We start from the raw sequence: 14,894 nt of genomic DNA, 5'->3' as shown, positions 1-14,894 counted from the left end.
AACAGATTAGGAGTTTTCTTATGACAACAATAACAAAATCAAAGCCTTGGATCTTTACCGCACACTGCCCAAGCATGTTGGGCACCGTTGATGTGGTCACTCGTTTCATGGCTGAATCAGGCAATTATGTCGATGAGATCCACTCATTTGATGACCGAATTTCTAAACAATTCTTTATCCGCATTGAGTTTCAACCCATCGGTGATGATTTTACTGAGGCGAAATTCGATGCTGAGTTTGCCCCACGAGCCGCTGAGTTCGGCATGGAGTGGGCGCTAACACGACCAGATCACCGCCCACGGGTAGCGATTTTGGTTTCCAAATATGATCACTGCTTAAATGATCTCCTGTACCGTTATCGCACCGGTCAGTTGAACATCGAAGTGCCGGTGATTATCTCTAACCATCCGGATCTTGAATCGCTGGCGCAGTGGCATGATATTCCGTATTACCATCTGCCGATTACGCCGGAGACTAAGCCGGAGCAAGAAGCTGAGATTATTAAACTGCTCGAACAGTATGATATTGAGTTGACCGTATTAGCCCGTTATATGCAGGTGCTCTCGCCCTGGATGTGCGACAAACTCAACGGTAAAGCGATCAATATTCATCACTCACTACTACCAGGCTTTAAAGGGGCAAGACCCTATCATCAGGCTTGGGAAAAGGGTGTGAAAATGGTCGGCGCAACGGCTCACTATGTGAATAATGATCTCGATGAAGGTCCGATTATTACTCAGGGGATTCAGACCGTTGATCATGCGCTTTATGCGGAAGATTTGATCTCTAAAGGTCAGGATGTTGAGCGGGTAACACTGTTTAACGCTATCCGTTATCACATAGAAAAACGTGTGTTTCTTAATGGCGGTCGTACGGTGGTTTTTTCTAGCTAATCGTTTGTCTGCCTATCGTTTTTAAGCATTTTTCAGCCTTGGAAAATGTGTCTTTTTGAGGTTCGTCGGGATTACTTCTTCCAGAGAGGTATGTAGTGTGTGGCTCATCCTGACAAACCTCCGTTTCCCCTTTTATTGACTATTGCTGCTTAGCTGAATAGAGATCAATCGCTGTAGGAAAACTTCAGGTCGTAAACTGGCATACAGCTAGACTGATATCAGCCCATAATGGTTTCTTTTTAGTATAAATACAGCGCACAGAATGCGCGGTGGAGCCTCTATGTCTATCTCTGTTTTTGATCTTTTTAAAATAGGCGTTGGTCCGTCCAGTTCCCATACCGTCGGTCCTATGGTGGCCGCGGCTAATTTTGCTGAACATCTCGCACAACAGAATCTAGCGCCAGCGGTCACCCAAATTCGGGTTGATCTGTATGGCTCGCTGAGTGCCACGGGGATTGGGCATGGCACGGATAATTCGGTGATTGTCGGTTTGATGGGCGAGCGTCCAGCGACTATCAATCCTGAGATGATTCTACCCGCCGTGGCTACTCTGAAAGAGAGCAATACACTGCAGCTACTAGGACAATATCCTGTCGAGTTTATCTGGCAGCGAGATATGAATCTGTTAGAAGAAAACCTGTCTTATCACCCGAATGCGATGCGTTTAAGCGCCTTTGGTGCCGACGATCAACTACTGTATGACAATGTTTATTATTCGATCGGTGGCGGGTTCGTCATTGATGAAAGCGAAGCGACTGCGGATGCTCATCTTGTTCCCCAGTTCGATCTCCCCTATGAGTTTAATAATGCGGTAGAGCTGCTAAAGCTTTGTGAAGAGAATAATTTCTCGGTCAGTCAGTTGATGATGGAAAATGAAAAGGTTTGGCGTACGGAGCGGGAGATCCGTGATGGCTTGATGGATATCTGGGCCGCAATGAAAGACTGTATCGCCAACGGCCTGCATAATGAGGGGATCCTGCCGGGTGGCTTAAATGTTAAGCGTCGGGCGATGAGTCTGCATAAATCACTGATCCGCTCGACTAAACCCAATATTATTTCATCTACATTGGGTGCGATGGATTGGATTAACCTGTATGCGCTAGCGGTGAATGAAGAGAATGCTGCTGGTGGTCGTATGGTTACTGCACCGACCAACGGAGCCGCGGGCATTCTGCCTGCGGTATTGATGTATTACACTGAATTTACCCAAAACTCGACCGAAGAGAATGTGGTGGATTTCATGTTAGCGGCGGCGGCTATTGGTGCTCTGTGTAAGAAAAATGCCTCAATCTCGGGTGCCGAAGTGGGTTGTCAGGGTGAGGTGGGTTCTGCTTGTGCAATGGCTGCGGCGGGGTTATGTGAGGTACTCGGAGGCACACCCGAACAGGTTGAAAATGCCGCCGAGATTGGTCTTGAACATAACCTAGGGCTGACCTGCGATCCTGTGGGCGGTTTAGTGCAAGTGCCTTGCATTGAACGTAACGCGATTGGTGCGATGAAGTCGATCAATGCTGCTCAGATGGCGCTGCGCGGAGATGGTAAGCACTTTATCTCCCTAGATAAGGTGATTAGAACCATGCGTGATACCGGCATGGATATGCAGGACAAATACAAAGAGACATCCCGTGGTGGCTTGGCGGTTAACGCGATTGAGTGTTAACCCAGCCTGAGTATTGTTTAATACCCTCTCTTAAAACGCCCCTAAAACATTCTCCGTCTTAGGGGCGTTTTAGTTGATACGCTCTAATCGATTTCAATCACCTAGGTTAGCGGCGGCCTTTGGCATCATGGTGGTTTCGCCATGAGTACGTTTGGCTTGCTCCCGTGCATGACTCGGGGAGACGCCGAAATAGTCTTTGTAACAATTACTGAAATGGCTGGTACTGACAAAACCACTGGCCAGCGCAATATTGGTGATCGATTCATTACTCTGTAAGAGTAAGCGACGAGCATGGGTAATGCGCAACTCTAAATAGTAACGTCCCGGCGAAGTCTCTAGGTGGTTCTGGAATAAACGCTCGATTTGGCGGCGCGAGATACCGGTACAAACGGCTAACTCTTCAACGCTAAGCGGTTCTTCAATATTAGTCGCCATTAACGCCATAATATCGCGTAAGTTTTGCGGTAAACAGGGGTTGTCCCCTGGCTGATTAATTCGCACATGGCTACTTTCTGAAAGCTGATCACAACTAATAATCTCGCGAATTGCGCGGGTGATATCCTTGCCCCGCAGTTGGCTGATCAACTGTAACATCATCCCCATTGCACTCATCGGTCCAGCACTGCTAAGGCGTTTTCCTTCGATGATGCTTACCTGTTCCCTGACCCTCACTTTCGGAAACTGTTCACGCATATAGGCATGATTATCTGGGTGTAAAGCACAGCTTAACTGATCTAATAATCCGGCATGAGCCAACGCAATCGCGCCATTCCAAAGGCCGCCAATCAATCGGTCTTGGCTATCGGCTAACTTAAGTAGGCGGGTAAGGGTGGCATTCGGTTGGGTTGAGCAACGGTAGCCACCGCAGATAATCAACAGGTCGGGTAGTGGCTGGTTCATCAGGGTGCTGAGCGACCCCTGAGCGGCTATCTCGATACCAAGGTCACTCAACACCGGAGAGGTTTCAGCAGCATAGGTTTGATAGTGAAATAACGGTGTCGTACAGACGAGGTTAGCGGTGACCAGTGTATCGACCGAGGCGGTAAAGCTGGCGAGGGAGAAGTGCTGTTGAAGCACGAAACCAACTTCTACGGTGGCTTCGTCCTGTCTGTATGATGGCAGAAAAGCACTGTTCGTATCACGCATCAGTGCACTAAAATGTCGTTTGTCTTTTATGATGGTCATGGCTTAACTCTTTTATTATGTCTGTGTTATATCAGTTTTATCCTCGCGGTGATAATTAGGTGATGCGTTTTTTTAAATAGTGTAAAAGATTGTAAATAGATGTTAATGAATATTTATTTTAAAGTTTCATGATGTAAATATTGTTGTTGTTTGTAATATTTATATGATCGTTGTCGGGTTGATTTAGGCGTTTAGGTCGTCTGGGAACGGTTTTGTTTGTTTTGGTTTACATTTGTTTTTATGAATAAAGTTTATGCGTTTTTGCGTGATTTTTTAGGGGCTTTTTAACTGAGTTTTATCCCTGTATAAAATAGGTGTTCGTTTTTAAAAGACTGATTTAAGGCCGACAATACGTTGATGGCTGTTTTGATGTCTATGTTAATCAATACATAAAAATAACCTGCTTATAAAAACGCGGAGACCACAATGAAAAATATCGATAGTCGCTATAGTTTAAAATCTGTTATCGCCTCCACCCTGGTATTGGGCGCTGTATTGGCGACACCTATTGCCTCTGCTACCACCTTGCGTATTGCCAGTCAGCACGCCCCCGATCAATATGCATCGCAAGTATTACGTCAGATCAAAGCCGACCTGGAGGGGGCGGGTGTTGATTTGAAAATCAAACTCTATCCAGCAGGTCAGCTTGGCTCTGGCGAGCAACTGCTCGGTGAAGCGGTACGTGGCAGTATCGATATTGTTCACTCATTTGTTTATAGCCATAAAGACCCTGTTTTGGAGATTAATTCGCTGCCATATCTTGTGTCTAACTACGATGAGATGGAGAAGGTATTTAGCCCCGGCTCTAATTTCTACGGTATCTTCGATCAGCATATGGATAAGATGGGCCTCAAACTGTTGGGTGTGACAGCAGAAGGCTTTATCGGCGTGATGTCCTCTTCTATGCCAGATAACTACACAACAACCGGCCCTAAAGGTCAGAATATCCGTGTATGGAGTGCTCAGTCTGCTAAGTTAGCCACTAAAGATATGGGTTATAACACTACCACTATTGATTGGAGTGATGCATTTCCTGCGATTCAACAGGGTGTGGTTGACGGTATGATTGGCGCGACACCTGAAGCCGCTTACACAACCTTTAAAGAAGCGATTAAAAATTATATTCCTTACAACGCCTTTGTTGAAAACTACGCTTATTATGCCAGTAAGAAAACCTGGGAGAAAAAGCTAAACGAAGAACAACGTAGAGTGATTACCGAGGTATTTGCTAAAGCGGCGGCGGGCTTTGTTGACTGGAGCCGTGAAAACGATGCGGCTAACCTGAAAAAGCTTGAAGAGTTTGGCGTTAAGGTCTTACCGCTGACGGATGCTGAACGCAGCGCGATTGCCACTGAAATTCGAGCTAAAACTTGGCCTAAACTGGAAGATCGATTAGGTAAAGATATCTTAGAAAAAGTAAAAGCTGACCTTTAAGTTTGACTCTTGACTCCCCTCCGTATGGTGGGGAGTATTGCGTCGATATTATTTAATATTCTTATTAATACATATGAAATGAATTTTTAAATGATTTTAATATGTGGTCGATATATTCAACAATAAGAGTTTAGCTTTATGCATCTAAATATACCTCGCCCATTGGGCTCGCTGGTAAATGTTATGATCCGTTACCAAGGATATATATTGGCAACGGCCAGTTTGATCATGGCATTTGTTTTTTTCTTTGTCGTTATTCTTCGTTATTGGTTTCAGGCTGATCTGTTTGCCTACGAAGAGTGGGTGTTAATGATCGCCTTCTGGGTTTATTTCCTCGGGGGAGCAATGGGTAGTTATGAAAACACTCATGTAAAAGCCGATTTTTTGCTATCGGTGATCGACAATGTGCGTACTAAATGGATCGTTGTGAATTGTACGCTGTTCTTGGAAATCGTTATTGGTATCGTCCTCTGCTACTGGGGCTGGCTGATGTTGTGGGAAGAGATTAGTGCTTACCCAGATTGGCAACGTACTACCGGACTGGAACTGCCTTTTTTTATTCCTAAGCTCGGCATCTTTTTGGGTTTTGTCCTGATGTCATTCTACAGCGCGTTGCATCTTTGGAGCGGTCTACGGGATGGACCAACCGAAGAATGGGCTTCGGACGAAGCACCACCTCATATCTAATTTAGGTATTCCTTATGTTGATTTTACTGACACTTCTGGTGATCTGTGCTGCCTTGGCAGTGGGTATTCCCGTCCCTTTCGCTTTTGGCTTGGCATTGATCTATATGTCATTGACCGGTGATCATGATCCGGCTGGTTTTCTGACGTCCGGTCACTGGCGTATGAATGTTCTGGTGCTACTGGCTATTCCGCTGTTTATTATGGCGGGTACTATTATGGAACGGGGTAAGATTGCTGAGCCCCTTGTTGAGTTGGCTGAGCTGTTTGTCGGTCGTTTCAAAGGTGGTATTGCTTATACCGCGGTGGGCGCAAGTGCTATTTTCGGCTCGATTGCTGGTAGTGCGACGGCTACTCTCACCTGTATCGGCAGCATTATGATGCCGCAACTACGCAAAGCGAACTATCCGGAAGGGCTATCAGCGGCGTTGATTACCAATGCTGCACCATTGGGTTTGTTAATTCCCCCCAGTGCTATCCAGATTATCTATGCGTGGGTTACTCGGCAATCGGTACTCAAGTGTTTCTTAGCGACGATTATCCCAGGTCTGATTTTGGTGTTCTTGCTCTGTGTTGTGAACTACGTGCTGTTACGTAAACACAAAGATATTAGAGTGCTGCCAAAATCCGATAATTTCACTAAAGAGGTAGCGAAGAAAACCCGTTTTGCATTTCCTGCGCTGTTGATGCCGTTTATGATTTTGGGCGGTATTTACGGCGGTATCATGACGCCGACTGAAGCGGCGGGTATCGCGGTGGTCTATGCTATTCCAGTTGGTTTCTTTATCTATCGTGGTTTGAACATTGCTAACTTTAAAGAAGCATTAGTACAATCAGCGACCACCACCGGTGTGGTGATGGTGATGTTCTTTATGGTGATGATTGTCAGCCGTCTGCTGATTTTTGAAGATATCCCTGATCTAGCTAAAGAGCTGATCTTCTCCGTATCAGATAATCCTATAATTGTGCTGATTATGATCAACGTGGTGATGATTCTGATTGGTATGTTGATGGATGATGTCAGCGGTGTACTGCTCGCATCGCCGTTGCTATTCCCGATCGTAGTTGAGTTGGGTATTGATCCGATTCAGTTTGCGGCCATTGTTGGGGTGAATCTAGGTATGGGTAATATCACACCACCTACCGCGCCACTACTTTATCTTGGCTCTCGGGTGACCGGGGTCAGAGTCAGTGCGATGCTCAAACCGACACTGATTATGATTCTGTTTGCGTGGATTCCAACGCTCATTATCACTACATATATTCCTCAGGTATCACTCTTTCTACCGGAGATGTTCTTTGGTTAATTATTCCCGTTAGGCCATGGGTTATCGAGAAAAACAAAAAGCCCCTAAGTGTTTAGCTTAGGGGCTTTTTTAGGTTTTAAGTCTGATGACGTTTAGGCATCAATAGACTAGCGGGACATAGGAGAAGTAAGTGCTTAGTCAAGCTTTCCACTGTTGCGCCAGTTCGAGGGTATCCGCCATCACTTGCTGCAGTGTTTCGAGCAATGCGAGTGGTGCGATATCACCGTTTTCAGCCAGTTCCTCAAGCTGTCGGAGCAGATGGCTGGCATGGGTAAAACCTATGGTGTCGCAAGCCCCTGCGAGCTTATGTGCCTGCTGCGAAATTTCATAGTCGTCGACCGCTTGCAGACTTTGTTGCAGTGTCGGCCAGAGATCACAATGGACTTTGCAATAGCCCTGCATCAGGGTGGCGAGTTTTTCCGGTCCGAGCATCTGTTGGTGAACCTGGATCACCGCCTGATCAAGTAGCGGTTGTGTCTCTGTGGGTCGTGTTGGCGCGGCAGTAATCTGTTGCTCGCCGGAAATCGCGTTGAGTAGTTGCTTTTTACGTACCGGTTTAGCAATCACACTACTGATACCCGCTTCCAGATAACGATGGATATCTTCTGGTCTGACACTGGCGGTTAACGCGATGATGCGGGTATGGTAATTAATACAGTCGGGATCATTATTCAGTCGTGCGCTGACTTCTAGGCCGCTGAGTCCCGGCAGGTGCATATCCATGAGAATGAGGTCGAAGTGTTGAACCCGGCCAAGCTCTAGGGCTTTGATACCATCGCTCACGATCGTCACCTGGTGATGAGTTTCCTCAAGTAGCCCCAATACAACCTGTTGATTTATTTTGACATCTTCAACTAATAATATTTGCTGGCCGCTGTTATTCTGCAATGCCGGTTCAGCTATATCTAGTGCCCTTGTTGGCGCTGCGATAGGTATATTTAATTCAAGCCAGAAGGTGCTACCACTGCCAAGGCGGCTAGATACCCCTATTTTCCCGCCAAGGTGTTCTGCGAGCTCTTTACAAATAGCCAAGCCGAGACCCGTACCTCCAAAACGACGGGTAATGGTTTCATCTGCCTGGGTAAAACGGTCAAAAATATGTTGTTGAAATTCTGGTTCAATACCAATGCCTGAATCACGGATGCTAAACTTGATTCTTTGTTTTTCAGCATCCTGAGAAAGTAATTTGGCAGTCAGGATGACATCGCCTTGGTCGGTAAATTTGATGGCATTGCTTAATAGATTGGTGATGATCTGTCGTAGACTACTCTCTTCGGTATAAAACAGGTCAGCTATCTCATGGGAGTATTTGAACTGAAGGTTCAGCTGTTTACGATTTGCTTCTGGGGTTAATAGGGCGGTGAGGTTATGGAGTAAGCTTTTTAGTGAAAAGCGAGACGGACTGATGCTGTAGGCTCCCTCAACTAATCGACCATATTCGAGGATATTATTAAAGGTTTCCAGCAGTGCATTAGTGGCATCGTGGAGCACCTGTATATGTTGTTGCTGACTCAGATTTAGTGCTGAGCTTTCTAACAGTTGAATCATCCCCAGCATGCCATTCATGGGCGTGCGGATTTCATGGCTCATGGTTGAAAGAAAGCGGGATTTGGCATTACTGGCTTCTTCGGCCGCCTCTTTCGCTTGCAGTAGGCTAGCGGTTCGCCGCTCAACCATTTTTTGTAGTTGATCTCTATTATAGCGAAGCTCTTGCTGTTCCTGCTCTCGGTGATGAATCTCTTGACGAATTGACTGACGCATCTCATTCAGCGCAGTGACCAACTGATCTAATTCATCACTACTGCTGGGCGGTTGCCGGTCGAGGGTTAGACTGTGCTCCAGTTGCCCAGCACCGATATCGCGGCTGTAGTTAGCCATCGCTTCTAAGTGGCGAGTGATTTGCCGATGAAAGATGATCAATATGACCAGTACAATCAAGATGACCAAGAGGGTCTGGGTGAGCAGAATGCTAAAGCCTCGACTCCAGATACCTTGGTAGACGGCTCTTAGATCAAAGCTAACTTCTAACTGTCCTAGCTTGCGTTGTTGTTCCGGCGTTCGGTGAATGAGATCAAAGCTTTGAGTTTGCAGTGGACTGTCAGAAAAGAGATCAAGTTTCCCTTCACTGCTTGTTTCACCGGTATCAGTATTTTTAAGCACTAAGTAGCTGACATCGGGAAGGTTATGTATCCCTTTGAGTTGCAGTGCGATTTGCGCATGATCAACATCCCAAAGACTTTTCGCCAGACTGGCAAGGTAACTGGTGCGAATAAGTTGTACCTGTTGGTCAATGGCGCGAAACTCACGGCGATAATCGAGGGTCAGTTGTAGGGCGGTGGAAAAGAGGATGAATAAAAAGCTGCAGCTACAGACATATAACATAATGCGGTATCCCAGTGGGTGTTGACTGGAATAGCGGGTTATTTTCGGTATCAGCCCTTTAGGCTGGATCATTGATCGGGCTCCGTTGCTATTTGGTCGAGATATTGCAGGCTATATTGATCGGTTAATCGCTTGATTGTGCCATTTTGATGCAACTCTTTTAACCGGTGGTCGATAAAGGGTAGGTGTTTTTGCAAACCACTCTTCTTACTGACCGCAAGAAAGTAGAGCTCGGTGCTAACCTTTTCATCTAGGGGCATTATCTGTTCATGAAAGCCCATTTTTCGACTTTGTAGGCGACCACTGAGCAAACCGATCGGCATAAAATCGATTTTTTGATGGGCGAGTTTATCAAAGTTCTGTCGATTGCGGGAAACGTACTCAATACGAGTGTTTTGTGACAGAAATTGATCTAGATCTTCGCCAAAACTATCGCCGAGTAGTAGGCCGGTGACCTTCCCCCGTAAGTCATCTCGGGTTTTATAAACGAGGGGACTCTCTCGGTTAACAAACAGGGTGATTGGGTCGGCAATAACCGGTTCGTGACTAAACCAGAGATAGGACTCACGGCTAGGAATGTGATAGGCGGCAACGACGATATCGGCATTACCCCGTTGTACTTCCAGCAGGCAACGTTTCCAGTTATAACCTGCTCGTAGCTCCACTCGGTAGCCCAGTTCGGCAAACAACTGCTGGGTCACTGTAGGTGCAAGGCCCATCAATTGTTTATCACTGATCCAAGATACCGGTGGATAAAAGGGATGGCCGCAAGCCTTCAGTGTGCGGCTATAACTGCTGGTGGACAATAGAACTAATGCCACGCTTAATAACGAGATCAGCAATATCTGCCCGCGGCGAGTCATGACATATCTACAGGCTTGGGCGTGAAGAGGTAGCCGGTACCATGCACCGTTAGTATCGTTCTAGGGTTAGCGGGATCATCATTGAGTTTGCGTCGCAGTCGGCCAATCAACACATCAACGGTACGATCGCTCGGAATCCATTCTCGGTTGCGGATCTGTTCCAATATCTGTACTCGGCTCATGACTCTGCCGGTATTAACCATCAGTGTATTGAGCAGTTGGAACTCTCCTTCGGTCAGCTGCGTTGTTTGCTGCTGTTCATCAACCAATTGACGTCGGTCGAGGTTTAGTTTCCAGCGATCAAAGCTTTTAAAGCTGTGGGGTAGGGAATCGGTAGGCTTCTGATCAGTACAGTGGCGTACTCGACGAACTAGGTTTTTGGTTCGCGCGAGAATCTCACGAGGATTGAAGGGCTTGGTGACATATTCATCAGCACCGCATTCCAAACCGATTAAGCGGTCGACTTCGTCCTGCCTCCCTGTGACTAAGATAATGCCGACCTCAGTACTGACTCTGAGCTCACGGGTGAGGGTGAGGCCATCTTTACCGGGCAGGCGGATATCTAACAGCAACACGTCAATTGCTTCGCTGCGAAGAATCGCTTCGGCCTGTTCTGCTGTGTCTGCGGTAAAGACATTGTAGCCTTCTTCTTCGAAATAACTTTTCAGGCAGTGCCGGGTTAGTTCTTCATCGTCGACTACAAGAATTCGGGCATCAGTGCTCATAAAAGCGTATTTTCCTCAGCACAGGTATGTGAGTGATACCGTTGTGCTTTATTGTTATTTATAATCTCTTGGGTGGATATGAACTTGTGTCCTGAAAGTAGTGCTTTTTAGGAGGGGTTGGCAAGCCCGTTTACATATTGTTTACAAAGTTTTACATATTAAGACTTTTACGTTGGTATGAGTTAATCCCTCAAGGCTATGCTCATTTTGTTCATCGATAGGGGTATCGAGTATGAAGTCCTATTCTTAAGTCCTATTACTAAGCTCTATTACTAAGACTGAATACTCGGTTTTATGATGAGTCGCGCTATCGAGGAATTTGGGTAGATGTTAAGCGTCTACAGCCCACGCATTAATCGGCAGTATAAGGGTTTCTGTGGATAAAGAGTTCTCATTCTAAGTGATTGATGGTAAATATGAACTCAGGCCGTTATAAAAGAAAAGGCCGCTATCAATAAGTCCTATACTGCTAAGGCTGGCTGCTTGGATGATGTGCTTAAGTTCTCTGAGATGGCTTGCCGGTACCAATGAATAGCCTAGTTAATAATGCAACAATACTGATGTAGGTGCAGGTCTCCTTATGATCGATGAAGTGAGCGGTAGCCAATCCCGTGCTATCGGTTTTCTGTTATTAGATAATTTTACGATGATTTCATTGGCCTCCGCGGTTGAAGCGCTGCGGATGGCGAATCAGCTCAGTGGTGAAAAACTGTATTACTGGTATACCTTGACGATGGATGGTCAGCCGGTCAGTGCCAGTGACGGTATTACCATCACTCCGGATGCCAGTGTTACCCATTGCCCCCCGTTAGATACGGTTATTGTGGCTGGTGGTCTAAATATTCCCAGAGCTTATAGTCAGCGCCATATTGCTTGGCTACAGGCGAAAGAGCGTCAGGGCTGCAAACTTGGGGCTATCTGTACGGGTAGTTACCTGTTGGCTGATGCGGGGTTATTGGATGGCCATGAATGTAGCACCCATTGGGAATATCTGGCGGCGCTGCAAGAAGCTTTTCCTCGGGTTAAGTGTTCCAATCGATTGTTTAGTTTTGATCGTGGGCGTATGACTTGTACTGGTGGGACAGTACCGCTGGATATGATGCTTAAGATGATCAAGTTGGAACATGGTTATCAGCTATCGACGGCTATTTCTGAGATGTTTATCTGTGATCGTGTGCGTGATGAGAGCGATCAGCAGAAAGTTCCGCTGCAACATGTGTTGGGGACGACACAACCGAAGCTGTTGGAACTCGTTGCCTTGATGGAAGCGAATATTGAAGAAGTGATCGAGATGGATGAGTTGGCTGGTTACGTCAATCTGTCTCGGCGACAGATGGAGCGGCTGTTTCAGAAATATCTCGATTGTTCCCCCTCACGTTATTATCTGCGCTTAAGATTACTTCGGGCGAGACAATTGCTCAAGCAAAGCACCATGTCGATTATCGATATTGCGGCGGCCTGTGGTTTTGTTTCCAGCCCTCATTTTAGCAAGTGTTATCGAGAACAGATGGGAATTCCTCCACGTGATGAACGCACCGCCGTGCGGCAGAATGACAAGTCTGGCGCTCCGGAAACAGACAGCGTCAAACCACCGGTGATTCATAAGCCGGAGAGTGAGGCGCCTGGCTTGAGAAAGACATTCTCTGCTGCCAGAACAGAATCGACCTTTGGTTCGGTTAATCTAGGCGATAAAAAAGAGTCAAAATAGCTTATATCACTTGATCCCCGTGCGTAGTTTGACGGCTAGCTATTCAAGTACACTTGTATACATAAACCAATGGTGTCGTAATGATCTATTGGTATGAAGCCTTGGGTACTTTTTATGACCAAGATCGTTGCTCATCCGGATCGCCAGCGACTCATTCGTGCACTGTTTGACGAGTATATTGAACTCTATACTACTCGCGATGACCGTCTAACCTGTCTTTTTAGTGACGACTTCAGTGGCTATGCGGGCGGCGGCTCTGAGTTAATTACCGATCGTGATGAGTGGGTTAAGATCACTCGGCAAGACTTTGCTGAGGTCTCTGGGCGGATACATATCGACCTACTCGATATTGCTATGCAGGATCTGAGTGAGACGGTTGTCGCGGTGACCGCTTTTTTTAATATTCAACTGCCGATTCCCGAACACATTTTATCCCATGAAGTGGCACGATTAGTGTTGATCTTTCGTCTTGAAGGCGAGACGTGGAAAATTGTCCACAGTGGCATCTCGATTCCTTATCATTTAGTGCAGGGTAGCGAAGTTTATCCACTCACTAACCTGTCAAGGCGCAACCGAGCACTGGAAGCTCTAGTTGAACAACGTACCCGCGAATTGAACGAACGGGAGTCTTTTTATCGATTGTTAACGGAAGATGCGATGGATGTTATCTGGCGCACGGATAGCGAACTGCGTATCACCTATATCAGTCCTTCCGATGAACTCCATCGAGGTTTCAAGGCCGAGGAGGTGATGGGACATCATGTGTTTGAACTATTCAGTCAAGAGGGCGTGGCCATTGTTACCGAGGTTTTTCGCCAACGACAGCAAGCTGAGCGCGAGGGAAATGTTGAGGGCTTTGTTAAATTTGAGGCCCCCTATCGTTGTAAGAACGGTAGCGTCATTTGGGGTGAGGTGTTTTCTAAGGCGGTGCTGGACGCGCAAGGCCATATTACCGGCTTTCATGGCATTACGCGGGAAATTACCCAACGTAAGCAGATGGAGGACCAGATTAGACAGTTGGCGTTTTATGACACACTGACCGGGCTCCCCAATCGTCGTTTGCTGATTGATCGCTTGACTCAAGCGCAACTTGCTAGCCAACGCTCGGGGCATCATAGCGCCTTAATGTTTGTTGATCTGGATAACTTTAAACCCCTCAATGATAGATATGGGCATTTTGTGGGTGATCTGTTGCTCATCGAAGCGGCCAATCGATTAACAGCTTGTGTGCGAGAGATGGATTCAGTCGCTCGCTTTGGCGGTGATGAGTTTATCGTGTTGTTAGGGGATCTCGTGGCGGATCGCGAGACCGCCATCGCCTATGCTAAGACGGTGGCTGAAAAAATACGCGTTAGATTAGCCGAAGTGTATCAGTTGCACGTTAACCGTGAGAATGAGGCTGAGATACAGGTTGAACATCATTGTTCGGCCAGTATTGGCGTGTTTGCTTTTATAGGTCATGAAACCGGTGTGGATGACATTCTAAAATGTGCCGATAAGGCGATGTATCAGGCGAAAGAAGCAGGGCGCAATACCTTTCGCTGCTATGCCAACGGGGCTGTAACAAGCAAGGATAGCCCTCACTGAAGTCACTCTTTTTTGATGCTTTTTAAAATGCGGCGTCTGGCAACGCCGTGATTACCTCTACTTGCATGCTTATTTAGTTAAGTTCAGTTATTTATGTCGCTTAAGATGGTCGTCAATCCTATTGTCACTTCTTGTTGGTTGTTACTTTCCTTTAGGCGTTAGCCTAAATCTTTTTCGGCTCGTCGCTTTTAGTAGTGTGTAAGTCGTTTCCAGCCCCTTTTTGTTTTGCACTAAAAACTACACTGATCTTAATGATGAAAGGCCGCCAAAGGTCTTTTTACCTGAGGGCCTGAGCTTGATTTGCCGAGGCCTTAACTCTGATTCATAAGGATATCGACAATGAATGCAGCTGATCTACACAAGGACGCCATTGTTATCGATGGTTTGATCTGCGCCAAATGGGAACGCGCGCTGTTTGAAGATATGGCGAAAGGCGGCCTGACGGCAGCGAACTGTACCGTAGCCT

The 14,894-nt window shown here is 46.6% G+C and carries 11 protein-coding genes and 1 pseudogene; 8 read left to right on the top strand and 4 right to left on the bottom strand.

Annotated features, from left to right (window positions below; translation table 11 throughout):
- Positions 1 to 20 precede the first annotated feature (20 nt).
- On the top strand, positions 21 to 893 hold the full coding sequence (purU, locus tag KO512_RS07310) for a formyltetrahydrofolate deformylase (RefSeq protein WP_215951679.1): 873 nt from the start codon (positions 21 to 23) through the stop codon (positions 891 to 893).
- Between the two features lie 280 nt (positions 894 to 1,173).
- Complete coding sequence (locus tag KO512_RS07305) at positions 1,174 to 2,553, top strand: L-serine ammonia-lyase (RefSeq protein WP_215951678.1); 1,380 nt, start codon at positions 1,174 to 1,176, stop codon at positions 2,551 to 2,553.
- Positions 2,554 to 2,646: 93 nt separating this feature from the next.
- Here KO512_RS07305 and KO512_RS07300 read toward each other — a convergent pair whose 3' ends face one another.
- Positions 2,647 to 3,738, bottom strand: coding sequence for a GlxA family transcriptional regulator (locus tag KO512_RS07300; RefSeq protein WP_215951677.1), 1,092 nt, complete (start codon positions 3,736 to 3,738; stop codon positions 2,647 to 2,649).
- A gap of 426 nt (positions 3,739 to 4,164) precedes the next feature.
- Here KO512_RS07300 and dctP point away from each other — a divergent pair, with 426 nt between their 5' ends.
- From dctP to KO512_RS07285, 3 genes are all read left to right on the top strand, one after another.
- Positions 4,165 to 5,172: a TRAP transporter substrate-binding protein DctP gene (gene dctP, locus KO512_RS07295; RefSeq protein ID WP_215951676.1), complete on the top strand. Its 1,008-nt coding sequence runs from the start codon at positions 4,165 to 4,167 to the stop codon at positions 5,170 to 5,172.
- Positions 5,173 to 5,355: 183 nt separating this feature from the next.
- Complete coding sequence (locus KO512_RS07290) at positions 5,356 to 5,859, top strand: TRAP transporter small permease (RefSeq protein WP_215951675.1); 504 nt, start codon at positions 5,356 to 5,358, stop codon at positions 5,857 to 5,859.
- Positions 5,860 to 5,873: 14 nt separating this feature from the next.
- Positions 5,874 to 7,163, top strand: coding sequence for a TRAP transporter large permease (locus KO512_RS07285; RefSeq protein ID WP_215951674.1), 1,290 nt, complete (start codon positions 5,874 to 5,876; stop codon positions 7,161 to 7,163).
- A 138-nt stretch (positions 7,164 to 7,301) separates the two neighbouring features.
- On the opposite strand, the gene KO512_RS07280 is transcribed toward KO512_RS07285, so the two are convergent.
- The 3 genes from KO512_RS07280 to KO512_RS07270 are packed head-to-tail and all read right to left on the bottom strand — an operon-like array spanning position 7,302 to position 11,133.
- Positions 7,302 to 9,617, bottom strand: a complete 2,316-nt coding sequence (locus KO512_RS07280) for an ATP-binding protein (protein WP_215951673.1) — start codon at positions 9,615 to 9,617, stop codon at positions 7,302 to 7,304.
- Positions 9,614 to 10,408 (bottom strand): substrate-binding periplasmic protein, encoded by a 795-nt coding sequence (locus tag KO512_RS07275; protein WP_215951672.1) that lies wholly within the window; start codon positions 10,406 to 10,408, stop codon positions 9,614 to 9,616. Before KO512_RS07275 ends, KO512_RS07280 begins: the two co-directional genes overlap by 4 nt.
- Positions 10,405 to 11,133, bottom strand: coding sequence for a response regulator (locus KO512_RS07270; protein ID WP_215951671.1), 729 nt, complete (start codon positions 11,131 to 11,133; stop codon positions 10,405 to 10,407). Before KO512_RS07270 ends, KO512_RS07275 begins: the two co-directional genes overlap by 4 nt.
- Before the next feature lie 580 nt (positions 11,134 to 11,713).
- On the opposite strand from KO512_RS07270, the gene KO512_RS07265 reads away from it, so the two are divergent.
- From KO512_RS07265 to KO512_RS07255, 3 genes and pseudogenes are all read left to right on the top strand, one after another.
- Complete coding sequence (locus KO512_RS07265) at positions 11,714 to 12,841, top strand: GlxA family transcriptional regulator (RefSeq protein ID WP_215951670.1); 1,128 nt, start codon at positions 11,714 to 11,716, stop codon at positions 12,839 to 12,841.
- 114 nt (positions 12,842 to 12,955) lie between these two features.
- The gene (locus KO512_RS07260; protein WP_215951669.1) at positions 12,956 to 14,428 is read left to right on the top strand and encodes a diguanylate cyclase; all 1,473 of its coding nucleotides are present in this window, start codon (positions 12,956 to 12,958) and stop codon (positions 14,426 to 14,428) included.
- Positions 14,429 to 14,767: 339 nt separating this feature from the next.
- Positions 14,768 to 14,894: pseudogene (locus KO512_RS07255) on the top strand (peptidase M19); the annotation flags it as partial.

It is taken from the genome of Amphritea atlantica (assembly GCF_018860855.1).
Lineage (GTDB): Bacteria > Pseudomonadota > Gammaproteobacteria > Pseudomonadales > Balneatricaceae > Amphritea > Amphritea atlantica_A.
Note: the sequence above shows the minus strand (reverse complement) of the source record. Positions and strands in the feature narration are given on the sequence as shown.